We start from the raw sequence: 23,812 nt of genomic DNA, 5'->3' as shown, positions 1-23,812 counted from the left end.
GGGCGTGAATCGATTCTGCCATTATCCATTTGTCGGACATAGTATTGTTAAACGCCCTGAAATATGCTTAAGACCAAGCGCTTGCGTCCTGTCGAGTGCCCTGGCTCCTGCCTGGGCACGACGCCGAATCCCCGGGAGGAGACTGGCATGACCGAAGCCCACGAAAGCGTGCTCGATTTCTGGTTCCGGGAGCTCGCGCCCCGCCAGTGGTTCCGCAAGGACCCGGCTCTCGATCGGCGCATCGAGACGCGCTTTCTCGCCACATGGCAGGCGGCCCATGCCGGCGAGCTATGGAGCTGGCGCGCCTCGCCCCGCGGCCGCCTGGCGGAGATCCTCGTGCTCGACCAGTTCTCGCGCAACCTGTTTCGCGACCGCCCCGAGGCCTTCGCCCAGGACGCCCAGGCGCTGGTGCTGGCGCAGGAGGCCGTCGCCGGGGGCGCCGATGCCGAGCTCGAGACGGTGCAGCGGGCGTTTCTGTACATGCCTTACATGCACAGCGAGTCGCTGCGCATCCACGACGAGGCCGTGCGGCTGTTCGATCAGCCGGGTCTGGAAGACAATCTCGAGTCCGAGCATCGCCACCGGCGCATTCTCGAGCGCTTCGGCCGCTACCCGCATCGCAATGCCGTCCTGGGCCGCGCGTCGACGCCCGAGGAGGTCGACTTCCTGCGTCAGCCGGGGTCGTCTTTCTGAGGGCGCCTGTGGCACCCTGAGCGCACATCCTCACGAATCGTGCAACGCAAGGAGGCCGCTATGGGCTTGATTCTGTGGTTGATCATCGGTGGGCTGGCCGGCTGGATCGCCGGCAACATCATGCGCGGCGGGGGCTTCGGCATCCTCGGCAACATCGGGGTGGGCATCGTCGGCGCCTTGATCGGCGGCTTTCTGTTCAGCCTGCTGGGGCTGTCCTCGAGCGGCTTCATCGGCTCGCTGGTGACCGCCACGGTCGGTGCGGTGGTGCTGCTGTGGGCCGTCGCCAAGCTGCGCAAGTCGTCATGACCGCCGGCACCGCGTCTCGAGGACGAGGCGCGGTGCCCGGGCGGGCGGTTCTACCTTGTCTCTCCTTTGATGGCTGTCCTGACTGCTCTCGCTGTCTTGCCTGCCCGGTGCTGTGGCGTCGCTCAGCCGCTCAGTTCGGTCAGGCACTCCTCGATGATGGCCAGTCCTTCCTCGAGCACGTCGTCACCGATGGTCACCGGCATCAGAAAGCGGATGGTGTTGCCGTAGAGGCCGCAGGAAAGCAGGATCAGCCCCTTCTCGCGGGCCCGCTTGCACAGCGCCCCGGCCAGGTCGGCATCGGGCGTGTGGGCGTTCTTGTCGGTGACCAGCTCGAACGCCGCCATGGCGCCCAGGTTGCGCGGGTGGTCGACACAGGCGAAGTCCTGCTGCCACTGGCTGAACCGTTTGGCCAGCTTGTCGCCCAGCGCCCGGCTCTTGCCGAGAATGTCCTCCTCCTCGAAGACGTCAAGCACCGCCAGTACCGCGGCACAGGACACCGGGCTGCCGGTGTAGGTGCCGCCCAGCGAGTTGCCGCCGGAAGCGTCCATGTGCTTGTCGGTGCCCACCACCGCGGAGATCGGCATGCCGTCGGCCATGCTCTTGGCCATGGTGATGATGTCGGGTTCGACACCGCTGTGCTCGATGGCGAACAGCTTGCCGGTGCGCCCGAAGCCGCTCTGCACCTCGTCGGCGATCATCAGCATGCCGTGCTCGTCGCAGATCTCGCGGACCTTTTCCAGGAAGCTCGTCGGCGCGGCGTAGAAGCCGCCTTCGCCGAGTACCGGCTCGAGCACGATGGCCGCGGTGTCCCTGGGGTTGGCGTCGGTCTTGAGGGCCATCTTCAGGCCGCGCAGCGCCTCGTCCTCGCTGACGCCGTGATAGGGCACCGGGTAGGGCGCGCGGAAGACGTTGCCCGGCATGCTGCCGAAGTCCGTGGCGTAGGGCGCCACCTTGCCGTTCATCGCCATGGTCATGAACGTCCGACCGTGGTAGCCGCCGTCGAAGCAGATGACGTTGTTCCGGCCGGTGGCGGCGCGCGCGACCTTGACGGCATTCTCCAGCGCCTCGGCGCCGGAGTTGGCGAGCATGACCTTGGCGTGGCCGCGCACCGGCGTGAGCTGGCTGAGCCGCTCGGCCACCCGCACGTAGCCCTCGTAGGGCATGACCGTCTGGCAGGTATGCATCACCTTGTCGAGCTGGGCCTTGACCGCCTCGACCACCTTCGGATGGCGATGCCCGATGTTGAGGACACCGATGCCGCCGGCGAAGTCGATGAAGCGCTTGCCGTCGGCGTCCCACAGCTCGGCGTTTTCCGCACGATCGGCGAACTGCGTGGCCGGGCTGGCGGCGCCGCTGGCGACGTAGCGCTGCTTGAGTTCATTGAGCTGGGCGTTGTTCATGCTGACCTCCTGGGTACCGGGTGAAGGGCGATGCGAGGAGCGGCACGCTCATTCGGCGTCCCGCGGGGCGTCGAGACGGCACGCTTGTTGAAAGCGTCGTACACGGAAGGTGAATCCGGCAAGCCGGCATGACGCGCCGTGTGCCGCGAAGGGCGTCGTGACCATCGGCGAACGCCGGGGATTCCGCTACACTATCCCGCCCGAATTTCCGCTCATGCCAATTCAACAGAGGTGTGCCTTGGTCGATCCGCTCTATGCCTGGTGGGCCCAACAGCTGGTGTTATGTGGCTGGACCTTTGACCCCGATCCCACATCGCTGGAGCCGGCCCTGGCCACCGAGCGACTCGTCCAGCTGGGCGTGCCGGAGCGCGGCGAGCTGGCATGGCGGCTTCTGGAGGCCTTGCCCGGGGGGAGGGCCAACCCGCAGGCGCAGCTGGAGGCCCTGGAGCTGCTGGCGCTGGCCGCGGCCGCCCGGTGGCTGCCCGCCGAGCGCGTGGCGGCCTGGCTGCAGGCCCTGGGTCATGACATCCATCGGCATCATGCCTCGCTGGACGCCTGGCTGGAGGCGCTGCGCCAGGCACGCCGCGATGGCGGATGGCACCATGGCGACGAGGCCTTTGCGCTGGCCGGCGAGGCCCTGTCGGCTCTCGAAGCCGAGGGCGATGGCGTCACCTGGGAGCATCTGGAGGGCGCGTTGAACCGCCGTGTCGCGGGCACGCCGTGGCCGGAGGCGCCGGGCGCCTGGCGACTCCGCGCCGCCTTCGCGCCGCTGCTGGTGCTGCCGCCGAGTCGTCTTCCCGACTGGCCGGATGCCGCAGCCTGGCTGGACCAGGGCTGGCAGATCCGCGGGCGCGACGAGCTGATCCGCGTGCTGCTGTGGCTGGCCTCGCAGGGACATCGCTACGGCTGGGACATCGACGCGGCGCGCCTGCTCGAGCGGGACGGTGACGCCCGTCAGGCGTGGCTCAACGGGCTGGGCGAGCAGCGGCGCTACGGCAAGGTCATGCTGGGCTTCCTGTCGCGGGGCGAGCCGCTGGAGTGGGCGGCCTGGGACTGGCTGCGGCTGGTGGACCTGGCCTGTGCCGGCGCCGCCCTGGGCTGGCTCGAGCCCGAGGAGGCCGAGCAGTTCGCCGGGCATGCGGCCGACCTGCTGATGCGACGCTACAGCGACTGGACCGCGGTGACCCTGGCCTATCAGCGCGGGCGCAGCCTGTTCGACGGTCGCGACGGCATGGCCTCGCATGCGCGGGACTGGGCGCTGCTGCTGCATTCGCCGCTCAGCCCCTGGCGGGAGCCGCTGGCCGAACTGCTCGACGAGCCGGCTCGCGAGGCCTCGCGCCGGGCGATGCGCGGCTGGCGCCAGGAGGCCCGCCACTGGCTGCTGGCGATGGCCGCGGTCCGCGAGCCCGATCTGCTCTACCGGCAGGGCGTGGCCACCCCCATCGAGACCGCGCGGCAGCAGGACGTGCGCCGCTACCTGCAGGAGACCCTGGGGTTGTTTCCCGACGAGGGCGTGCAGGGCATGGCGCGGTTCTGGCTGCCGGCCCAGGTGCACCATCTCAACCAGCTGGCCGTGGATGCCCGGCACGGCACGCTGCCCTCGCTGGAAACCGGGCTCGGTCGCCCGGCCTCCGAGGCGGTGGCCCTGCGTGACGGCCTCAAGCACTGTGCCCGCCATGCCGCCACGGTGTACATGGCCGAGAAGTACGCTTTCTACCTGCTGATGGCGAGCGACAGCGGCGACTTCGATCCCGAGGGCATCGCCGCGCTGACCGAGTCGCTGCGCGGGGTGCTGTGCCGCTTCTACCCGGACGCGCGGCGGCTGCTCGATGCCTGGGCCGCCTGGGAGACGGCACTGCCCGAGCTGCCCGACGATACGCTGCTTCACGAGATCCGCTGGCACCGCGACGACCCGGGCAGCCCGTTCCACTGGCTGGACTGGCGGCAGACGGCCTGGCGCGAGCCCGGCCCGCGCCCGTCGCTGGAGCGGTTCACCGCGCTGGCGCTGGCGGGGCCGCTCAATGCCGGCCCCTGGGCGGAGCCGCAGCCGGAAAGCCGCCATGAGCAGGCGGCGCTGGGCGAATGGCTGGAGTCGCAGTACGCCCTCAACAGCGCCGCGGAGCTCGGCGACTTCCTGACGTTCCTGCTCGAGGTGGGCGATCGGCAGGAGTACCAGATCAACTACGCGCCCTACACCCTCAATGCGCGACGGCTCGACGAGGAGATCGCCATCCTCGAGTCCGGCGACTGCGACGAGGAGGCGCGCAATCACCTGCTGCGGCTGCGGCGGGTGCGGGACAATGTCGATGGCTGCAACGACATCGACATGACCGCCTGGGATGTCGCCCAGGCCGTGGACATCGCCGCGGCCGGCCGGGGCATGGGCTGGCTCGATCGCGAGACCTACGAGGCGCTGCTGGACACCGCCCTGGGCCTGGCCCGCACGCACTATGGCAACTGGCGGGATTATGCCCGCGGCCTGTATGCCGGCTTTTCCTTCTTCATGGGCGAGACGGAGGATCGCCAGACACTGCTCGACAGCTTCCGACAGGCGCTGACGGCCTGGCTGAGCGGGGCGCCGCCGCTGGCCGGCGCCTGGGCGAGCCTCGACTTCCCCGGGGCCCGGCCGCGTCACTCGTCGCCCCTGCACATCGACACCCTGCCGGGAGATGTCCGCACGCTGCACTGATACGCCCTTCGGGGCCGCCGTTGGTCGCGGATGACAAGCCCGCCGGGCTTGCCTATCATCGGCCGAAGGGGCCGGGGCTCAGGCCCCGCGCCAATTCACTGTTCGGTCAGGGCCGACGCCAGGCCGCTGAGGGAGTGGTACCCGGGCATCACTCCCCCAGCGACATGCTCCCCGTGGAGGTCACGGCGGGTCGGTTCCTGCGTCGCGATGGGGTCGCTGGATGCTTCGTGTCTGCGTGTCCGCCCTGGCAATGGCCGGGCTACTGGCCGGCTGTGCCGCCACACCGTCAACCCAGTCCGCCGCGCCGCGCGAGTCGGCCGCGGGGCCGTCACCGAGGAGCGACGGGCCCGCCGATCGTCTGGCCGAGCAGGTGCTGCGATTCCGGCGGGCGTCGCCCGGGCTGGTCCGCGAGGCGCTGCTCGACGAGCACGAGCGCTGGGTCGGTACCCCCTATGTGCTGGGTGGCGACAGCCGCCACGGCATCGACTGCTCGGCACTGATGCAGCGCATCTTCAGCGAGGCGTTTGCGGTGGCCCTGCCGCGCACCACCGACGACCAGGTACGTGAGGGTGAGCAGGTCACTCGCGACGATCTCAAGGCCGGCGACCTGGTCTTCTTCCGTCCGCCCGGGCCCTACAACCATGTGGGGGTCTATGTCGGCAGCGGGCGTTTCCTGCATGCCTCCACCTCCCGGGGAGTGAAGCTCTCGCGGCTCGACAACGTCTACTGGCGCCGCTACTACTGGCAGGCGCGGCGCCCGCTGCCGCGGGTGGAGCTGGCCCAGCGGTGGCTGCTGGCCCGCGAGTGAGCGGCGGGCGTCACAGCTGGTCGCGATGCTCGAGCACGAAGTCGACGAAGGCACTTTCCGCACGGGACAGATAGGCGCCGCGTGACCAGGCCAGCGACAGGTTGAGCCAGGCGGGCGGATCCAGGGATACCGCGGCGAGATCCGCCTCGGTCACCACCCGGCGCAGGAAGGTGGTGATGCCGAAGCCCTGGCGCACGATCGCCTTGGTCAGCGCGATGAGGTTGGACTGGAAGGCGATCTGCGGCTGACGCCCGAGTTCGCCGGCCAGGCGGTCGACGAACTCGCGGTGGAAGTAGCCGTCCTGGAAGAGCACCAGCGGCTCGTTGAAGACCTCCTCGGCGGTCACGCTCCGGCGTGCGGCAAAGCGATGCTCCCGCGGCACGCAGACCACCATCTCCTCGCTGAGCAACTCATGCTGCTCCAGCGATGTCAGCTCGGGGGCCGAGATGACCACGCCCAGGTCGAGCTCGCCGTCGGCGATCATCCGTTGCAGGCGCCGCGTTCCGGCCTCCACGACCGTCAGGCGAATCCCCGGATGGCGGGCCTTGAAGCCCATCAGCAGCGGCGGGAAGTAGTACGAGCCCAGCATCGAGGGAATCCCGATGCGCACCTCCCCCTTGACCAGCCCGTGAACCTCGCGCATCGCCAGGTGTACCGCGTCGGCATGTTCCAGCAGGGCGCGCGCCTTGTCCCGCAGCAATTCGCCTTCCGGCGTCAGGGTGATGCGTCGTTCGTGGCGGTGAAAGAGCGTCAGCTCCAGGCGTGACTCGAGCGTGGCGACGGTCTGGCTGACCGCGGACTGGGCCAGATGCAGGGCGCGGGCGGCGCGCGTGAAGCCGCCGTGGTCGGCCACGGCGAGGAAGACGCGCAGGGCCCGCAGGTCGAAGGGCAGGGGCATCACAAAATCCGATTGTTATCATCTTCAAGCACTATTTGGCCGATGATAGCGCGATGGGCGATGCTATGCGCCCGTCACTGCTGGAGAGACACATGATCGAAGCGCACAGTCGCGACTGGTGGCGTGCCACGCTGGCACTCTGCCTGGGCTCCTTCACCGTCTTCGTCAACCTGTATGCCGCCCAGCCGCTGCTGCCCGACCTGCGGGTGGCATTCGGCGTCTCGACGCTGTCCAGCGCCATGGTCATGGGGGCGGCGACCCTGACCCTGGCCGGTTCGCTGCTGATCTACGGCCCGCTCTCCGATGCCATCGGCCGCGGCGGGATCATGCGCCTGAGCCTGCTGGTGGCGGCGCTGTGCTCGCTGCTGCTGCCCTGGGTACCCGACTTCACCAGCCTGCTGGTCCTGCGGGCCCTGCAGGGGCTGGCGCTGGGCGGGCTGCCGGCGGTGGCGATTGCCTGGATGGGGGACGAGTTCGACCGGCGTGCCCTGATGCTGGCCGTGGGGCTGTACATCAGCGCCAACACCCTGGGCGGCATCGGCGGCCGGGTGATCGGCGGCTTCGCCGGCGAGTACGGCGGCTGGCAGGCGAGCTTTCTCACCGTCGGGGCGCTGAGCCTGGTCTGCCTGGCGGTCTTCTGGCGGCTGCTGCCGCCGGCGCGCAACTTCCGGCCGGCCTCGCTGCGGCTCGACGTGGCACTCGGCGGCATGCGCGCCCACCTGGGCAACCCGCTGCTGCTGGCGGCCTATCTGATCGGCGGGCTGAACTTCCTGATCTTCATCAACCAGTACAGCTACATGACGTTTCGCCTGAGCGAGGCGCCGTACGCCCTGACCACCCAGTGGCTGGGGATGATCTTCGTCACCTACCTCGGCGGCACCCTGGGCTCGGCGCTGTCCGGGCGCGTGGCACAGCGGCTGGCCCAGCCGCTGTGCATGCTGCTGGGGATCGGCATCTTCATGCTGGGCAGCCTGGTCACGCTCAGCGAGTCGCTGGCCGGCATCCTGGCGGGGCTGACCATCAACGCCTTCGGATTCTTCTTCTGCCACTCGATGGCCTCGAGCTGGGTGAGTCGGCAGGCGACCCAGGCGCGCGGGACCGCCTCGGCCCTGTACCTGGTGTGCTACTACCTGGGCGCGAGTCTCGGCGGCTTCTATCTGGAACCCTGGTGGCAGGCCGGCGGCTGGCCGGCGGTGGTGGCGGGCTCCTGGCTGGTGCTGCTGGTGACGCTGACCACGGCGGTGTGGTTGTGGCGGCGCGAGCGGCGCCCGCAGGCCGCCACCGCCCAGGGGGGATAATCCCGCGCTTCACTCGCCGGGGCGGCCGGCCTGGTCGCCCCAGATCTCCTTCAGGCGTGCCTCGCGACCGCAGCCGGCCTTGTAGAAGTGATAACGGATGGGGTTCTTGCGGTAGTAGTCCTGGTGGTAGGTCTCGGCTGCCCAGAAGTCGCCGGCAGGGACGATCTGCGTCTTGATCGGACGATCGAAGCGCTTGGCCAGAGCGTCCCGGCTCTGTTCGGCGAGCTGCTTCTGCTGCTCGTCGTGATAGAAGATCGCGCTGCGATACTGACTGCCGACATCGCAGAACTGGCGGTTCTCGGCGAAGGGGTCGATGTTGTGCCAGAACGCCTGCAGCAGGGTGGCATAGTCCACCTGCTGCGGGTCGTAGACCACCTTCACGGCTTCGGCGTGGCCGGTGCCGCCCGCCGACACCTGCTGGTAGGTCGGGTTGCGCTGGTCGCCGCCGGTGTAGCCCGAGGTGGTGCTGACGACACCATCGACCTGGTCGAAGGCCTCTTCGACGCACCAGAAGCAGCCGCCGGCGAAGGTGGCGATGCGGGTCTCCCCGGCCTGGGCCGGGAGACTCCCGGCGACCAGCACGAGCAGCAGGGTCAGGGTCGCGAGACGCATGGCAGGAACCTCTTGAATCGTCGATGAAGGGCGCTCGCGTGAATCCGCAACGCGAGTTCGTCAGTATAACGGTACGGTGCGCATGGCTTGATGGATGCACCTTACCTTCTACCGACGAGGAGTCCCCCGTGACGCGATCTCGCCTGACTGCCCTGCTCGCGCTGCTGCTAGTCATCGCGCTGTTCTTCTGGGCCGGCGCCGATGACTGGCTGACGCTGCAAACCCTCAAGGCGCGTCAGGCCGACTTTCAGGCGTGGTTCGCCGCCCAGCCGCTGGCGGTGGCCGGCGGCTTCTTCGCGGGGTACGTGCTGATGGCGGCACTCTCGCTGCCGGGCGCGGCGCTGCTGACCCTGCTGGCGGGGGCGCTGTTCGGCCTGGTGCAGGGCGTGGTCATCGTCTCGTTTGCCAGCAGCATCGGTGCCGTGCTGGCCTTTCTGGTCGCGCGCTGGCTGGCCCGGGAGAGTGTCGAGCGGCGCTTCGCCCGCCAGCTGCAACGCATCAACGACGGCATTCGCCGCGAGGGGGCCGTCTACCTGTTCACGCTGCGGCTGGTACCGCTGTTTCCCTTCTTCGTGATCAACCTGGTGATGGGGCTGACGCGGATGCGGGCCGGCACCTTCTACTGGGTCAGCCAGCTGGGCATGCTGCCGGGCACCGTGGTCTACGTGAATGCCGGGCGCGCGCTCGGCGAGGTCGATGCGGTCGGTGACGTGCTGTCGCCCACCCTGGTGGCCTCGTTCGTGCTTCTGGGTGTGTTCCCGCTGCTCGCCCGGCGCGGTGCGACCTGGCTCGAGCGGCGCCGCCTGACGAGACGCTACCCGCGGCCGAAGGGGTTCGACTACGACGTGGTGGTGATCGGCGCCGGCTCGGCCGGCCTGGTGGCCAGCTATATCGCCAGCGCCCTGCAGGCCCGGGTGGCGCTGGTCGAGCGCGAGCGCATGGGCGGGGACTGCCTGAACACCGGCTGTGTGCCGTCCAAGGCGCTGATAGGCGCCGCGCGGCTGGCCCAGCGGGTGCGCGAGGCGCCGGCGCGGGGCATTGAGGTCGAGGGGCCGCGCGTCGACTTCGCCGCGGTGATGGCCGGCGTGCACCGGGCCATCGAGGCGGTGGCGCCCCATGACAGCCCCGAACGGTATCGGGGACTGGGCGTCGAGGTGGTCGAAGGGGCGGCGTACCTGCAGACCCCCTGGGAGGTGAGAGTGGGCGAGCGGGTGCTGACCACCCGTCACGTGATTCTCGCCACCGGGGCGCGTCCGCGCGTTCCCGACCTGCCGGGGCTCGAGGCGGGCGCCTACCTGACCACCGAGACGCTCTGGCGGCTCGAGCGCCTGCCCGAGCACCTGCTGGTGCTGGGCGGCGGCCCGGTGGGCTGTGAACTGGGCCAGGCCTTCGCACGCCTGGGCAGCCGGGTCACGCTGGTGCAGCGCGCCGCGCGACTGCTGCCGCGCGAGGATGCGGACGTCAGCGAGCCGCTGCGCGCGCGTCTCGTCGCCGAGGGAGTCGAGGTTCACCTGCAGACCCGGGCGCTGCGGGTCGAGCGCGATGCGGCAATGCCGAGCGGGCGCTGTCTGGTGGTCGAGTCGGGGGAGGGCGCCCGGCAGCGGCTGCCGTTCTCCGATCTGCTGCTGGCGGTGGGTCGCGAGGCCAACGTCGCGGGGCTGGGGCTCGAGGCGCTGGGCATCGAGCTCGGTCCCCGGGGCACCGTGACGGTCGATGCCACCCTGCGCAGCCTGCAGGTCAACATCTGGGCCTGCGGCGATGTCGCCGGCCCCCATCAGTTCACCCATGCCGGGGCACATCAGGCCTGGCACGCCACGATCAACGCCCTGTTCGGCGAGTTCCGGCGCTTTGCGGTCGATGACCGCAATCTGCCGACCCTGACCTTCACCGAACCCGAAGTCGGGCGGGTGGGCCTCAACGAGCAGGAGGCCACCGCCCGGGGCGTGGCCTTCGAGGTGACCCGCTACGCCTTCAGTGAACTCGACCGGGCGATCGTCGACGGGCGGACCGAGGGCTTCATCAAGGTGCTCACGGTGCCCGGCAAGGATCGCATTCTCGGCGTGAGCGTGGTCGGCGATGCCGCCGGGGAGCTGCTGGCCGAGTTCACCCTCGCCATGACTCACGGCCTCGGCCTCGGCAAGCTGCTGGGCACGATCCATGCCTATCCCACCTATGCGGAGGCCGCCAAGGCCACGGCTGGCGCCTGGCGTAACGCCCACAAGCCCGATCGGCTGCTGGGACTGCTGGGGCGCTATTTCGCCTGGCGCCGGCGCGGCGCCGCTCGCGACTGACGACGAGGAGACGACATGCTGGATCGCTGGACGGCCCGCTGGGCCCAGCCGCCATTGCGCTACCTGGCCGGCGGGCTGGCCCGGATGCGCATCACGCCCGGGCAGGTCACGGTCGGCGGGTTTGCCGTCGGGCTGCTGGCACTGCCGCTGCTGGCCGGTCAATGGTTTGGTGCGGCGCTGGGGGTCATCCTGCTCAACCGCCTGGCCGACGGCCTGGACGGCGCCCTGGCGCGTCACACCCGGCGGGCCAGCGACGCCGGGGGCTTTCTCGACATCGGCCTGGACTTCGTCTTCTACGCCGCCGTGGTGCTCGGCTTCGCGCTGGCCGACCCCGCCGCGAATGCCCTGGCGGCCGCCTGGCTGCTGTTCGCCTTCATGGGCACCGCCAGCTCCTTCCTGGCCTTTGCCATCGTGGCCGCGCGTCACCGGCTCGAGCGGCCGGACTTTCCCCACAAGGCCTTCTTCTACCTCGACGGGCTCACCGAGGGCACGGAAACCATCCTGGCCTTCGTGGCCTTCTGCCTGTGGCCGGGGCATTTCGTCGTGCTGTCGGGTGTGTTCACCATTGCCTGCCTGATCACTACCGCGACCCGGCTTTGGGGCGGGTATCGGACGCTTCGGCGGCTCGAGGGGGAGGGGGCGGGACGGGCCCGATAAACGAAAACGGGGCAGCCAGAGGCTGCCCCGTCAGGTCACGTGTCCGCCGCTGGCGGAACGTGGATCCTCAGTGCTCGTGGCCGTCTTCGCCGTGCACGTGGCCGTGCTCGATTTCCTCGGCGGAGGCTTCACGTACTTCGGCGATCTCGACGTCGAAGTTGAGCTGCTGGCCGGCCAGCGGATGGTTGCCGTCGACGGTGACGGTGTCGCCTTCCACGCTGGTCACGGTGACCATCAGCGGGCCACCCTGGGTCTGAGCCTGGAACTGCATGCCCGGCTCGACACTCTCGACACCCTGGAAGGCGTCGCGCGGCACTTCCTGGACGAGGGCGTCCTGCTTTTCGCCGTAGCCTTCCTCGGGGCTGACGTCCACCTGCAGCTTATCGCCGCTCTGGTGACCTTCCAGCTTCTTCTCGAGCCCCGGAATGATGTTCCCGGCACCGTGAAGATACGTCAGCGGCTCGCGGCCTTCCGAGCTGTCCAGCACTTCACCCGCGTCGTTGGTCAGGGTGTAGTGGAACGCGACAACGGAATTCTGCGCAATCTGCATGATGTGATGAACCTTTCGGTATGTGCATGTCAGGCTCATGGTAACGTCTCGCCCCGGGGCTGTCAGGGGCGGGGGGAATTTTTTCATGTCCCCTCGGCACGACATGACCGTGATTCAACAAGGCGGGCTGCAGCCCCCGTCAGGCGTCGTCCGCCGGGCTTCGGTGCCGGGGCAGGAGGGTGTCGGGCGACGGCGTTCGTGCCACCGAGCGGGCGGCGCATGGCCGCACCGTGAGCGCCGCCGCGTTGGTTGCGCGTCTCCCGGGGCGGGGGTACCCTGCCGTCAGGACATCCGGCAGGGCCTTCATGGCATCCACGAGACCGTTCGACTGTCTCCCGTCACCGCGTTTGCCCGGAACGCTTCCTGCCGTGTCGCGAGACACGGCGAGGCCGTGATGCTCCGCCGACATGATTCCCTCGCCATCGATCGCCTGCCTTGCGCGCGTGATCGTCGGCGATATCCGTGATACCGAGTCCGTGTGATCTCTCAGGAGCTGATAAATGACCGTGACCGTGATCTGGCTGATCGCATTCGCCGTGATCCTGTTTCTGACCTGGAAAGGCTGGGAGGGGGCGTTCGGCCAGTTCGTCGAACGCCGGATGCCCCGGGTGCTGCGCAGTCAGGATGACCGCTGGGTGTGGTGCGTCGCCGCCGCCGTGCTGGGGGCCACCTGTATCGTCAAGCCGGTCTCCATGCTGCTGACCGTGCTGCTGCTGCTGCTGGCGGGCTGGGTGATGGCCAGGCTGGTCTGCTGGGGCATGAGCAAGGCTCGCCTGCACAAGTAAGCTCTCTCCCGCTCTTCGGCGTCGGTCAGCCCGTGCTGGCCGGCGCCGCCCCCCGATAGCGATAATGCAGATGTTCATCCTTGCGCGGCCCCTCGATGGTCCAGCGCAGGTCGAACCCGCGTGGCGTCACGACCAGCCGGGCCCGGTAGCGGTCATCGCCGCAGAGATGATCGTGGCACGACAGCCAGGTGCCGGGCGTGTCGCCCGGCGCCAGGTCGAACAGCCGCACGGCCGCCTCGGCGCCGCGACGCTCATGGGCCAGGCTGACCCGGTCGGTCAGGAAGGTCCAGCGAAACACGTTGCGAAAGCTCACCGGCGGCGTATCGGGAGCGGCGGCCGGGCGGAAGCGACCGCTCTCGGTGAAGGCCACGCTGCCATCCGCGTCGCGGGTGACCGCCACCCGGCCTTCGCCGTCCCCCGCCCAGCCGGTTCGCGAGTGCGGACCGGGCTGTGAACTGAAATAAACTTCCGACGTTGACAGGAGGTGGCAGCGCAGCGCTACCATTGCCGGTTCGATGGCTTCTCTCTCGGATGATTGCGTCATGTCCTACCTGATCGGTGTCACGGCCCTGTGGGCGTTTTCCTTCTCGCTGATCGGCGTCTATCTCGCCGGTCAGGTCGACAGCTATCTCGCCGTGCTGATCCGCATCGGCCTGGCCAGCCTGCTGTTCCTGCCCTTCCTGCGCCCGCGTGCGGTGCCCCACCGGGTCAAGCTGCTGCTGATGGCCGTCGGGGCGGTGCAGCTGGGGCTGATGTACATCTTCTTCTACCAGTCCTTCCTGCTGCTGAGCGTGCCCGAGGTGCTGCTGTTCACCATCTTCACCCCGGTGTACGTCGCGCTGCTGGACGATGCCATGGCCCGGCGCTTTTCCCCATTCTACCTGCTCACGGCGGCGATTGCGGTGGCGGGGGCGGCGGTGATCCGCTACCAGGGCGTCAGCGAGTCCTTCTGGCTGGGCTTTCTGGTCGTGCAGGGAGCCAACCTGTGCTTCGCCGTCGGCCAGGTCGCCTACCGGCATCTGGCCGTTCGCCTGCTCGCCGAGGTCCCCCAGCGCAGCGTGTTCGGCTGGTTCTATCTCGGGGCGCTGCTTCTGGTGGCCCTGGCCTATGGCCTGCTGGGCACGGCGACGCTCCCCGACACGGGCGTCCAGTGGGGCGTGCTGCTGTGGCTGGGGCTGGTCGCGTCGGGGCTCGGCTATTTCCTGTGGAACAAGGGTGCCACGCGGGTCGATGCCGGGGCGCTGGCGATCATGAACAACGCGCTGATTCCCGCCGGTCTGGTGGTCAACCTGCTGATCTGGAATCGTGATGCCGATCTCGTGCGGCTGGCCTCCGGCGGTGCCATCATCCTCGCCTCGCTGCTGGTCAACGAATGGTGGACGCGACGCCGTCTGCCCGGTGTCGCGTGACGCCTTGATCCCGGTCAGTTCCGGCGCGCGCAACCGCGCCGGAGGCTGACTCGCGTCAAGACGCCTTCGGCCCCATGCGCCATGCTCCTGAACGGATGACAGCCTGTCATTGCCACGTTCAGGAGCGTTTCCATGAAAGCACTCGTCTATCAGGGCCCCGGCAGGAAAGCCTGGCAGGACAAGCCCCGTCCGACCCTCGACAAGCCCACCGATGCGGTGGTGCGCCTCCTCTACACCACCATCTGCGGGACCGACCTGCACATCCTCAAGGGCGATGTTCCCGAGGTGCCGGCCGGCCTGACGCTGGGCCACGAGGGCGTGGGGGTCGTCGAGGAGGTGGGCGATGCCGTGAGCAACGTCAAGCCCGGCGATCGCGTGCTGATCTCGTGCATTACCGCCTGCGGCCGCTGCCCGGCCTGCAAGCGTCAGCTGTATTCCCACTGCGAGGACGGCGGCTGGATTCTCGGCCACCTGATCGATGGTACCCAGGCCGAGTTCGTGCGCATTCCGCATGCCGACAACAGCCTGTATCCGGTGCCGCGTGACGCCGACGAGGAGGCGCTGGTGATGCTCAGCGACATCCTGCCCACCGGCTTCGAGATCGGCGTGCTCAACGGCTGCGTCAAGCCGGGGGACACGGTGGCGATCGTCGGGGCGGGGCCGATCGGCATGGCGACCCTGCTGACCGCCCAGTTCTACTCGCCGGCACGGATCATCGTGACCGACATGGACCCGGCACGCCTCGAGATGGCCACCCGGCTGGGTGCCACGGACGTCGTCGATGCCCGGGAGGGCCCGGCGGTCGATGCCATCCTGGCGCTGACCGACGGCAAGGGCGTGGATGTGGCGATCGAGGCGGTGGGCGTGCCGGCGAGCTTCGATGTCTGCCAGTCGATCGTCGCCGCGGGCGGGCATATCGCCAACATCGGCGTGCACGGCAGGAGCGTGGAGCTGCACATCGAGAAGCTGTGGATCCAGAACGTGACGCTGACCACCGGGCTGGTCAACACCAACACCACTCCGATGCTGCTGCAGACCCTGCAGGGCGGCAAGCTGCAGCCCGCCGAGCTGATTTCCCACCGCTTCGATCTGGATGACATCGAGACGGCCTACCAGGTCTTCGGCAATGCCGCCGAGGAAAAGGCCATGAAGGTCCTGCTGATCGCGGACTGAAGCGCCGAGAAAGGGCTCAGCGCGGCATCAGCGGGATCAGGTGCGGCCAGCCGTCGGGCACCACGAAGACCCGACGGCGTGCACCGTCGGCCTCGCGCAGGGTCAGCTGGCAGGGTGTCCGGCGTGCGCGAAAGCGTGCCAGCAGGGCGCCCGTCAGGGCGCCCAGAGGCATCAGCCGGTCGTCGGGCGGCGGGGCCAGCCAGTGCGGCTTGTCGAGAAAGGCGCCGCGCACGGGGGCGGCGAGCCCGCCGGAGTGGCGGGCCCAGGCACTCAGTGGCAGCCACTCGCCGATCAGGGCGTCGGCGGTGGTGCCGTGCGGCAGGGGCAGGGCGTTGCCGTCATGCGTGACGACCGGGCGAAACAGCACGCCCAGCAGGGCCAGGCGCCGCTCCACGTCAGCGTCGCCGTACGCCGCCAGTCGCTCCCGCGCCTCGGGGCGGCGGCTCATCGTCAGCTGATGGGTCAGGGCGCGTCGGCTCTTGATGGCCAGCGAGTCGGCGCAGCCCGGGCCGATCCAGCGCGCCGGTGCGGTGCTGCCGCCCGGGCCCGTTTCCAGTCCCAGGTAATACTTGATCGCCAGTTCCAGGTGCACGACGGCGGCGTCGCCGCGACGGCGATACAGCAGGTCGAGCTCGCCGAGCGTCACGCCCCGGGCGTCGCGGATCGCCAGGTTGGTGGCCAGCAGCCGGGTGCCGGGCGCCCGGGCGATCAGGAAATGCCAGAGCGCCTCGTGATAGAGGCCCAGCCGCCCGCCCAGGCGGTGGGCGACCGCCTGCTCGAGCTCGCCGGGCTGCTGCTCCAGAGCCCGCAGCCAGGCCTGACGCCGCTCGGGATCATCGAGTGCCAGCTCGCCGAGCCGTGGGCGGCCGGGGTAGGGCGTGTCGAGCAGGTCGGGCGCCTGCAGCAGCCAGGCCAGGTCGCGGACCACCGGATGGCGCAGCCGCGCGTCGATCTCGAGTTCCCGCGGATGAGGCATCGGCGTCTCTCCTGGGTGTGGGACGGTGTGCGTGGCGGCGTTTGCCCGGACCCCGCCCTGCCCGCATAATGACCCGCTCGACGTGGCTGGGGAACATGCATGCAACCCTTCAAGAACATCGGTCTCATCGGCCGCCTGGGCAGTGCCAAGGTGGTCGAGACGCTGCGGCGCCTGATCCGTTTCCTGAGTGCCCGGGGGCATCATGTCATCATCGAGGATCGTACTGCCACCGTGCTGCTGGATCACGGCCAGCAGGAGTCGAGCCGGCGTCTGCTGGGCGATATCTGCGACCTGGTGATCGTGGTCGGCGGCGACGGCAGCCTGCTGGGGGCCGGGCGCGCCATGTGCCTGAGCGGCACCCCGGTGCTCGGCGTCAATCGCGGTCGGCTGGGCTTTCTGACCGATATCTCGCCCGACGATGTCGAGGACAAGGTCGGTGCGGTGCTGGACGGACATTACGACAGCGAGCAACGCTTCCTGCTGGACGCCGAGGTGTTCCGCAACGGCTCGCTGGTCGGTACCGCCGACGGGCTCAACGATGTCGTCGTGCATCCCGGCAAGGCGGCGCGCATGATCGAGTTCGAGCTGTTCGTCGACGGCCAGTTCGTCTATAGCCAGCGTTCCGACGGGCTGATCATCGCCACGCCCACCGGCTCCACCGCCTATGCGCTGTCCGGCGGGGGGCCGATCGTCCACCCCGGGCTCGAGGCCATCACCCTGGTGCCGATGTTTCCCCACACCCTGTCGAGCCGGCCGATCGTGGTCGATGCCGCCAGCGAGATCACCCTGCATATCGGCGAGACCAACGAGGCCTATCCGCACGTCAGCTGTGACGGCCAGACCCAGGTGGTGTCCAAGCCCGGCGACATCCTCTATGTGCGCCGCAAGCCCCAGCGACTCACGCTGATCCATCCGCGGGGACATAATTACTACGAGATCTGTCGCAGCAAGCTCGGCTGGAGCAGCCGGCTGGGGGAATGAGATGAGCATGAGCGGCGGTATCGAGGGCTACGACCTGATCGGCGATGTGCACGGCTGCGGCGCCACCCTGGGGGCCCTGCTCGAGAAGCTGGGCTATCACCGCCAGGATGGCGTCTATCGCCATCCGCGGCGCAAGGCGGTGTTCCTGGGCGATCTGATCGACCGGGGGCCGCGCATCCGTCTGGCCGTGACGATCGCCCGCAACATGGTCGAGGCCGGCGAGGCTCACATCGTGATGGGCAACCACGAGTTCAATGCCCTGGCCTACAGCCGGCGCTGCCCGGCCGAGGCCGGCTGCCAGTGGCTGCGCGAACACACGCCGCGCCACAACCGGATCATCCGCGAGACGCTCGAGCAGTACCGCGATCATCCCGGCGAGTGGGAGGACGTGCTGGCGTGGTTCATGGAGATTCCGCTGCTGCTCGAGCTCGACGGCATGCGCGTGGTGCATGCCTGCTGGGACGCGCCGCTGATCGAGCGCTTCCTGGCGGCGTACCCGAGCGCCCGCATCGACGAGGCGTTCCTGGATGCCTCGGCCGACCCCGACAGCTTCGCCTTCCGGGTGCTCGAGCGGCTGACCCGCGGCACGCACCTGCGCCTGCCCGAGGGCATCGAGATCCAGTCCGGCGACGGCTTCACGCGGCGCACCTTCCGCGCCCACTTCTGGGCCCGCCATCCGCGCACCTACGGCGATGTGGTGTTCCAGCCCGACAACCTGCCGGGGGATCTCGAGTCGCGCCCGCTGTCGGCGAGCGAACGCCAGCGCCTGACCTACTACGGGCCGGAGCAGCCGCCGTTGTTCCTGGGGCACTACTGGTGCGAGGGCGTGCCGGCGCTGCCGGCGCCCAACATCGCCTGCCTGGACTACAGCGCGGTCAAGTACGGGCGCCTGGTCGCCTATCGCTGGGATGGCGAGGCCCGGCTGGACGCCGACAAGTTCGTCTGGCTGCGGGTCCCGCGAGACGAGCGTTCGCGGCCGAGACCCTGGGAAATCGACCTGGATTGAAGGTTTTACAATTAATTACACAAATTTTTTGCGTCGTCATGAAACTTCTCGCCGCCGCGCCCGTCAGAGTCAGTGTTCCCTTGAATGATCCCTTGCTCATTGTCCGGCGGCCCCCTCCGCCGGACTTTTCTTTTTGTCGTCCCGTCGCCGCGGCTGTCCTGCTTTCCATCGTCTGAGGGTTCGTCATGCACAAGGTGCTGATCATTCCGCACGATATCGATACCCGCACCCTGCGCCAGGCGCTGTGGGCGCGACGCATCGGCCACCGCATCAGTCACGAGGCAGAAGGGCAGGTCCTGTGGCTGGCCGACCCCGGCCAGCACGAAGCGCTGATGCGCCTGGTCGAGCGCTGGCAGCGCGGAGACGCCCTCGCCGTCGCCCCTGACGAGCCGCGGGCGGGTGCCGGGAGCTGGCGCCACGGCGTGCTGGCGGAGGCGCCGGCGGCGGCAGGGCTGGTCGTGCTGTGTCTGGTGGTATTCGGCCTGATGGCGCTGTTCGGCGACCGGCTGCTGGCGGCGTTGACGATCGTGCCCGTGACCCTGGTCGGCAACGGCGTGCAGGTCGGTGCCTTGGGCGAGACGCTGGCGTCCGGCCAGCTGTGGCGGTTGCTGACCCCGGCCCTGATGCACTTCGGCTGGATGCACCTGATCTTCAACATGCTGTGGCTGTGGTACTTCGGCCGCCAGATCGAGAGCCTGCACGGCTCGCGCCGCTTCGTCTGGGTGGTGCTGGCCAGCGCGCTGGGCTCGAACTTGGCGCAGTATGCCACCGGCACGGTGCTGTTCGGCGGCATGTCGGGCGTCGACTACGCGCTGCTGGGCTATGTCTGGCTGATGTCGCGGCGGCGGCCGCACAGCGGCTTCTTCGTGCCGACCATGCTGGTGGTGTTCATGATCGGCTGGATGGTCTTCACCATGACCGATTTCGCCGCCCCGGTGGGCTTCGGCAACGTCGCCAACGAGGCGCACCTGGGCGGGTTGCTGATCGGGCTGGGCATCGGCCTGTGGGCCAGCCGTACCCCGACCCGCACGGCCTGAGCAGACGCTCGCCGGCGCGGCGTGAGACAATGGAGTTCGGATTTACCGGAGTTGACGACGATGAGTGACATGACCTTCGCGCGCATGATCGAGCAGATGACGCCCGAGATCTATCGGAGCCTCAAGCAGGCCGTGGCGCTGCGCAAGTGGCCCGACGGGCGCTTTCTCACCCCCGAGCAGACGGAACTCTGCCTGGAGGCCGTGATGCGTTACGAACTCGAGCACAACGTGCCCGAGAGCGAACGGGTCGGCTATCTCGAGGGCACCTGCTCCAGCCAGTCCAGCGCCGGCGGCGAGGACAGCATCAAGTGGATGAACTGATCACCCGCCAGGGCTGCCTGCGCAAGATGGCGGTCGAGCCCGGCGATGGCGGCGGGCCGGCGCGCTATACCCTGCGGGCCGGCGAGCTGCGTCTGGACCTCAACGCCCGGCTGGGGCAGCGGCTCACCCTGACCCACACCGGCGCCATCGCCTGCACCCACTGCGGGCGCGCCACGCGCAAGAGCTTCGCTCAGGGCTACTGCTACCCCTGCTTCAAGCGGCTGGCCCAGTGCGATACCTGCATCGTCAAGCCCGAGACCTGCCACTACTTCGCCGGTACCTGCCGCGAGCCCGAGTGGGGCGAGCGCCACTGCTTCCGGCCCCATGTGGTCTATCTGGCCAACTCCTCGGGGCTCAAGGTCGGCATCACCCGCAAGACTCAGGTACCCACCCGCTGGCTGGATCAGGGGGCGATCCAGGCGCTGCCGATCCTCGAGGTCGACACCCGCCAGCAGTCGGGCTTCGTAGAGACGCTGTTCAAGCGCGAGGTGGCGGATCGTACCAACTGGCGGGCGATGCTCAAGGGCGAGGTGGCGCCGCTCGACCTGGTCGCCGAGCGTGACCGGCTGCTCGAGGGGCTGGCCGCGGGGCTCGATGAACTGCGCGAGCGCTTCGGTGCGGACGCCATCCGCCCCCTCGACGAGGCCCCGGTGACGCTCGACTACCCGGTGCTCGAATCGCCCACCAAGGTGGTCTCGCTCAACTTCGACAAGACGCCCGCCGTCGGCGGCACCCTGATGGGCCTGAAGGGCCAGTACCTGATGTTCGACACCGGGGTGATCAACCTGCGCAAGTTTACCGGCTACGAGGTGAGTGTCGGCTAGTCACCATCCTCGAGGATACTGATCTCGCGCCGCCAGCGGGCCATGAAGGCCTCGCGGCGCAGCGGGTCCACGAAGGCCAGCAGCGAGGCATTGATCGGGATCGGGTAGAGCCGCTCGCCAACCTGGTCGCGCAGGCGCTGGGCGGTGTAGGGGCCGATGACCTCGGGCAGCACGCTGAACAGCGGCGTGCTGCCGGCGAGGATGCGCTGGCCCTCGACGCCGAGCAAAAAGTCGACGAACGCCTTGGCGGCCATCGGATGTGGCGCGTCGCGGTGCACGAAGGCCATGCGCATCATGACCAGCGCATAGTCCTGGGGCACCTGCACGATGACTTCCGGGTGGGTCTGCGCCCAGTACATGGCATAGGAACCCAGCAGATTGTAGCTCACCCAGTATTTCCCGTCGCTGAGGCCGTCGAGCATCGCCTGGGTATTGTCCTCCAGGCTGACCTCGGCGGCGCCCATGGCGGCGACCAGGTCCCAGAAGCGCGGCGAGTAGCGCGCGTCCTGCTGGAACAGGGTGTAGCCGACCCCGCTGCGCGAGGGGGAGTAGGTGGTCACGCGCCCATTCAGGCGCGCCTGCTGCGTGGTCAGGATGGCTTGCAGGTCGGCATGGGTGGCGGGCGGCTTCATGTAGCGGGCCAGATCGAGCCGGTAGACGGTGACGATGGGCTCGAAGGTGAAGCCGAATACCTCGTTGCGCCACTTGGCCCACTGCGGCCAGTGGCGGGCCGCCGGACTGGTCAGTGGCTGGGCCAGTCCCTCGTTGACCCGGGCCAGCTGCCAGGGCATGGCGGAGCTGATCACCACATCGGGCGCCGGGTGGACCTCGCGGGCGCGCCGGTCGACCTCCAGCGTCGAACGGTCGTGATAGTACAGGGCGATATCGGGATAGGCGTGTTCGAACGCCGTGAGCAGCGGGGCGATGACCTGCCGGTCCAGAGCGGCCTCGACCACCAGGGGTGTCCTGGCCTGGGCCTGTGCGGTGAGCGGCAACAGGCAGGCCAACAGCAGGCCGAATGGCCACCGGAACCGCATATCAGTTCGTCTCCGCCGACAAGGGAAAGTGAACGCCCACCCACAGACCATGCCCCGGGGTGTTGCGTGCCTCGAGCGCGGCATCGTGGCGACGGGCAATGGAATCGACGATGGCGAGTCCCAGGCCGGAGCCCTGGGTATCCTGGCGTCCGCCTCGCTCGAAGGGCTGGTGCAGGCGACCCAGCAGCTCGTCGCTGACGCCGGGACCGCTGTCCTCGATGCTCAGCGTCACGCTGCCGGGGTGGCGTTCCAGCTCCAGGGTGATCTCGCTGCCCGGCGGCGTGTAGCGCAGGGCATTGTCGATCAGGTTGCCGATCATCTCCCGCAGCGACCAGGACTCTCCCTGGATACGTACCGGCTCGGCGGGCAACGGCGCCAGGCCCAGGTCGTGATGCTGGGCGGCATCGCGCTCGGCCCACTCCATCAGCGTGTCGCGAAGTACAGCCGACAGGTCCAGCGTGTCCCGGGTGCCCTCGCTGGCGTGGCGCAGGCGGGCCAGACTCAGCAATTGGCCGGCCAGACGACTGGTACGCGCCGCACTGGCGTGGACGGTCTCCAGGGCGTGGCGCCACTCGTCGGGTTGCTCGCTCTGCAGGGCCAGTTCGCTGGTACTCTGCAGGCCGGCCAGCGGCGTCCTGAGCTGATGGCTGGCATCGGCGGTGAAGCGCAGCAGCGCGTCGCGGCCTTCGCGCTGGCGGGCGAACAGGGCATTGAGCGTTTCCGCCATGTCGTAGAGTTCGCCGGGCACCTGTGCGTGCAGAGGGCGCACGTCATCGGCATCGCGCTGGCGCAGCGACTGGCGCAGGCGGCGCACCGGGGCGAGGGCGGTGCGAATGGCCAGCAGCATCAGCAGAGCGGCGACCAGCACCATGGCCAGAAAGCGGGTCAGGGTGCGCTCGAACAGGTCGCCGGCCAGGGCCTCGCGCCCCGAGAGGGTGTGCCCGACCCAGATCTGCACCGGATCCAGCGACTCCCAGCCGGCCGAGGTCAATTCGCGGCCGTGCAGGCGGATCGACGTGCCGTGATACGACACGGTCATCCACACCGGCCCGGCCTTGGCGGCACGTTGCCAGGCGGGCGTCACGGCACCGTCGAGGTTGCCGGTCACTTCCCGGCCCGCCGCGTCGAGGATGGCGTAGAACACCCGCTCCTGCTGGTCGGTGGCGAGGATCTGAAAGGCGGCCGCCGGCATCTCGACGATCGGCTGGCCGTCCTGCCACTGGATCGCCTCGGCGACAGTCAAACCGGCGGCCTCGAGCTGACTGTCGTAGGCGCGGTTGGCCGCACGCTGTGCGCTGGTATAGGCCTCGACCAGCAGGAATGCACCCAGCACACCGACGGTGGCCAGCAGCCAGACCCCCAGGCGGCGCTTCAGGGTGCCGTCGACGGCGATCACGTCGGCTCTTCCTCCAGCCGATAGCCCAGGCCACGCAGGGTACGGATGCGCAGCCCGCTACCCTGCAGGCGCTTGCGCAGTCGACTGATGTACACCTCCAGGGCGTTGGGCCCCACGTCACCGAAGCCGAACAGGCGGTCGACCAGCAACTCTCGCGGCGCGATGCGTCCGGCATGCAGCAGCAGGCCTTCCAGCAGGCCCAATTCACGACGCGGCAGGGCCAGGGGCTCGCCATGCAGCATGGTCGTCCCCGTGGTCGGGTCGAAGCATAGCGGGCCGAACTGCAGGCGATTGTCGGTGCGCTGCTGGCTGCGGCGCAGCAGGGCGCGCACCCGGGCCTCGAGTTCGGCCACCGAGAACGGCTTGGCCAGGTAGTCGTCGGCACCCAGGTCAAGGCCACGCACGCGTTCGTCGACGCCGCCGCGGGCGGTCAGGATCAGCACCGGGGTGGCGTCGCCGCGCTCGCGCAGCTCGCCGAGCAGCGTCAGGCCGTTGCCGTCGGGCAGCCCCAGATCGAGCACGATCAGGTCGAAATGGTCGTGGGCCAATGCGGCGTTGGCCTCGGCCAGGCGCGAGAACGTCTCGACGGTGTTGCCCAGCGGGCCGAGAGCCTTGCCGAGCGAGCGGGCAATCAACGGGTCGTCTTCGACGATGAGCAGGCGCAT

24 protein-coding genes are annotated in these 23,812 nt (G+C 69.0%); 15 read left to right on the top strand and 9 right to left on the bottom strand.

The window, feature by feature from the left end; genetic code table 11:
- Window positions 1-147: 147 nt before the first annotated feature.
- The gene (locus KGQ91_RS15815; RefSeq protein WP_224421478.1) at window positions 148-693 is read left to right on the top strand and encodes a DUF924 family protein; all 546 of its coding nucleotides are present in this window, start codon (window positions 148-150) and stop codon (window positions 691-693) included.
- Between the two features lie 60 nt (window positions 694-753).
- On the top strand, window positions 754-999 hold the full coding sequence (locus KGQ91_RS15810) for a GlsB/YeaQ/YmgE family stress response membrane protein (protein ID WP_163648404.1): 246 nt from the start codon (window positions 754-756) through the stop codon (window positions 997-999).
- Between the two features lie 122 nt (window positions 1,000-1,121).
- Here the strand turns inward: KGQ91_RS15810 and gabT are convergent, their stop codons facing one another.
- Window positions 1,122-2,399 carry a 4-aminobutyrate--2-oxoglutarate transaminase gene (gene gabT, locus KGQ91_RS15805; protein WP_224421477.1) on the bottom strand — a complete coding sequence of 426 codons (1,278 nt, stop codon included), beginning with the start codon at window positions 2,397-2,399 and terminating at the stop codon, window positions 1,122-1,124.
- Between the two features lie 238 nt (window positions 2,400-2,637).
- Here gabT and KGQ91_RS15800 point away from each other — a divergent pair, with 238 nt between their 5' ends.
- Together KGQ91_RS15800 and KGQ91_RS15795 are read left to right on the top strand one after the other, a co-directional pair.
- Window positions 2,638-5,088, top strand: coding sequence for a DUF1266 domain-containing protein (locus KGQ91_RS15800; RefSeq protein ID WP_224421476.1), 2,451 nt, complete (start codon window positions 2,638-2,640; stop codon window positions 5,086-5,088).
- Window positions 5,089-5,323: 235 nt separating this feature from the next.
- Entirely contained in the window at window positions 5,324-5,896 is a 573-nt protein-coding gene (locus KGQ91_RS15795) for a C40 family peptidase (RefSeq protein ID WP_224421475.1), read from the top strand.
- Between the two features lie 10 nt (window positions 5,897-5,906).
- On the opposite strand, the gene KGQ91_RS15790 is transcribed toward KGQ91_RS15795, so the two are convergent.
- A complete protein-coding gene (locus tag KGQ91_RS15790) occupies window positions 5,907-6,794 on the bottom strand; it encodes a LysR family transcriptional regulator (RefSeq protein ID WP_163648408.1) in 888 nt (295 codons plus the stop codon).
- 92 nt (window positions 6,795-6,886) lie between these two features.
- Between KGQ91_RS15790 and KGQ91_RS15785 the strand changes: the two genes are divergently transcribed.
- Entirely contained in the window at window positions 6,887-8,092 is a 1,206-nt protein-coding gene (locus tag KGQ91_RS15785) for an MFS transporter (protein ID WP_224414385.1), read from the top strand.
- 9 nt (window positions 8,093-8,101) lie between these two features.
- On the opposite strand, the gene msrA is transcribed toward KGQ91_RS15785, so the two are convergent.
- Window positions 8,102-8,704, bottom strand: coding sequence for a peptide-methionine (S)-S-oxide reductase MsrA (gene msrA / locus KGQ91_RS15780; RefSeq protein ID WP_163648410.1), 603 nt, complete (start codon window positions 8,702-8,704; stop codon window positions 8,102-8,104).
- Window positions 8,705-8,832: 128 nt separating this feature from the next.
- Between msrA and KGQ91_RS15775 the strand changes: the two genes are divergently transcribed.
- Both KGQ91_RS15775 and KGQ91_RS15770 read left to right on the top strand, forming a co-directional pair.
- Window positions 8,833-10,995, top strand: coding sequence for an FAD-dependent oxidoreductase (locus KGQ91_RS15775; protein ID WP_224414386.1), 2,163 nt, complete (start codon window positions 8,833-8,835; stop codon window positions 10,993-10,995).
- Between the two features lie 15 nt (window positions 10,996-11,010).
- A complete protein-coding gene (locus KGQ91_RS15770) occupies window positions 11,011-11,652 on the top strand; it encodes a CDP-alcohol phosphatidyltransferase family protein (RefSeq protein ID WP_163648412.1) in 642 nt (213 codons plus the stop codon).
- Between the two features lie 67 nt (window positions 11,653-11,719).
- Here the strand turns inward: KGQ91_RS15770 and slyD are convergent, their stop codons facing one another.
- A complete protein-coding gene (gene slyD, locus KGQ91_RS15765) occupies window positions 11,720-12,202 on the bottom strand; it encodes a peptidylprolyl isomerase (protein WP_163648413.1) in 483 nt (160 codons plus the stop codon).
- 500 nt (window positions 12,203-12,702) lie between these two features.
- Here slyD and KGQ91_RS15760 point away from each other — a divergent pair, with 500 nt between their 5' ends.
- Window positions 12,703-12,987 (top strand): hypothetical protein, encoded by a 285-nt coding sequence (locus tag KGQ91_RS15760; RefSeq protein ID WP_224414387.1) that lies wholly within the window; start codon window positions 12,703-12,705, stop codon window positions 12,985-12,987.
- Between the two features lie 25 nt (window positions 12,988-13,012).
- Here KGQ91_RS15760 and KGQ91_RS15755 read toward each other — a convergent pair whose 3' ends face one another.
- Entirely contained in the window at window positions 13,013-13,531 is a 519-nt protein-coding gene (locus tag KGQ91_RS15755; RefSeq protein ID WP_224414388.1) for a DUF6314 family protein, read from the bottom strand.
- On the opposite strand from KGQ91_RS15755, the gene KGQ91_RS15750 reads away from it, so the two are divergent.
- Both KGQ91_RS15750 and KGQ91_RS15745 read left to right on the top strand, forming a co-directional pair.
- The gene (locus KGQ91_RS15750; RefSeq protein WP_224414389.1) at window positions 13,530-14,396 is read left to right on the top strand and encodes a carboxylate/amino acid/amine transporter; all 867 of its coding nucleotides are present in this window, start codon (window positions 13,530-13,532) and stop codon (window positions 14,394-14,396) included. The genes KGQ91_RS15755 and KGQ91_RS15750 overlap by 2 nt on opposite strands.
- A gap of 132 nt (window positions 14,397-14,528) precedes the next feature.
- Window positions 14,529-15,569, top strand: a complete 1,041-nt coding sequence (locus KGQ91_RS15745; RefSeq protein ID WP_224414390.1) for a zinc-dependent alcohol dehydrogenase family protein — start codon at window positions 14,529-14,531, stop codon at window positions 15,567-15,569.
- A gap of 16 nt (window positions 15,570-15,585) precedes the next feature.
- On the opposite strand, the gene KGQ91_RS15740 is transcribed toward KGQ91_RS15745, so the two are convergent.
- Entirely contained in the window at window positions 15,586-16,545 is a 960-nt protein-coding gene (locus KGQ91_RS15740) for a DUF1853 family protein (RefSeq protein WP_224414391.1), read from the bottom strand.
- A 99-nt stretch (window positions 16,546-16,644) separates the two neighbouring features.
- Here KGQ91_RS15740 and KGQ91_RS15735 point away from each other — a divergent pair, with 99 nt between their 5' ends.
- The 5 genes from KGQ91_RS15735 to KGQ91_RS15715 all read left to right on the top strand — a co-directional run bounded on the left by KGQ91_RS15735 (window position 16,645) and on the right by KGQ91_RS15715 (window position 20,714).
- On the top strand, window positions 16,645-17,526 hold the full coding sequence (locus KGQ91_RS15735; protein WP_163648419.1) for an NAD(+) kinase: 882 nt from the start codon (window positions 16,645-16,647) through the stop codon (window positions 17,524-17,526).
- A gap of 1 nt (window position 17,527) precedes the next feature.
- A complete protein-coding gene (locus tag KGQ91_RS15730) occupies window positions 17,528-18,532 on the top strand; it encodes a metallophosphoesterase (protein ID WP_224414392.1) in 1,005 nt (334 codons plus the stop codon).
- Window positions 18,533-18,717: 185 nt separating this feature from the next.
- A complete protein-coding gene (locus KGQ91_RS15725) occupies window positions 18,718-19,569 on the top strand; it encodes a rhomboid family intramembrane serine protease (RefSeq protein ID WP_224421474.1) in 852 nt (283 codons plus the stop codon).
- Window positions 19,570-19,629: 60 nt separating this feature from the next.
- Window positions 19,630-19,890 (top strand): YeaC family protein, encoded by a 261-nt coding sequence (locus KGQ91_RS15720; RefSeq protein ID WP_224414394.1) that lies wholly within the window; start codon window positions 19,630-19,632, stop codon window positions 19,888-19,890.
- Window positions 19,891-19,916: 26 nt separating this feature from the next.
- Window positions 19,917-20,714 (top strand): DUF2797 domain-containing protein, encoded by a 798-nt coding sequence (locus KGQ91_RS15715; protein WP_224421535.1) that lies wholly within the window; start codon window positions 19,917-19,919, stop codon window positions 20,712-20,714.
- On the opposite strand, the gene KGQ91_RS15710 is transcribed toward KGQ91_RS15715, so the two are convergent.
- From KGQ91_RS15710 to KGQ91_RS15700, 3 genes are read right to left on the bottom strand one after another with little or no spacing between them, the layout of a single operon-like run.
- Window positions 20,711-21,751 carry an ABC transporter substrate-binding protein gene (locus KGQ91_RS15710; RefSeq protein WP_224421473.1) on the bottom strand — a complete coding sequence of 347 codons (1,041 nt, stop codon included), beginning with the start codon at window positions 21,749-21,751 and terminating at the stop codon, window positions 20,711-20,713. The genes KGQ91_RS15715 and KGQ91_RS15710 overlap by 4 nt on opposite strands.
- Window position 21,752: 1 nt before the next feature.
- On the bottom strand, window positions 21,753-23,147 hold the full coding sequence (locus KGQ91_RS15705; RefSeq protein ID WP_224414396.1) for a sensor histidine kinase: 1,395 nt from the start codon (window positions 23,145-23,147) through the stop codon (window positions 21,753-21,755).
- The gene (locus KGQ91_RS15700; RefSeq protein WP_224414397.1) at window positions 23,144-23,812 is read right to left on the bottom strand and encodes a response regulator; all 669 of its coding nucleotides are present in this window, start codon (window positions 23,810-23,812) and stop codon (window positions 23,144-23,146) included. Before KGQ91_RS15700 ends, KGQ91_RS15705 begins: the two co-directional genes overlap by 4 nt.

The organism is Modicisalibacter tunisiensis, assembly GCF_020148005.1.
In the GTDB taxonomy this organism is placed as follows: domain Bacteria; phylum Pseudomonadota; class Gammaproteobacteria; order Pseudomonadales; family Halomonadaceae; genus Modicisalibacter; species Modicisalibacter tunisiensis.
Note: the sequence above shows the minus strand (reverse complement) of the source record. Positions and strands in the feature narration are given on the sequence as shown.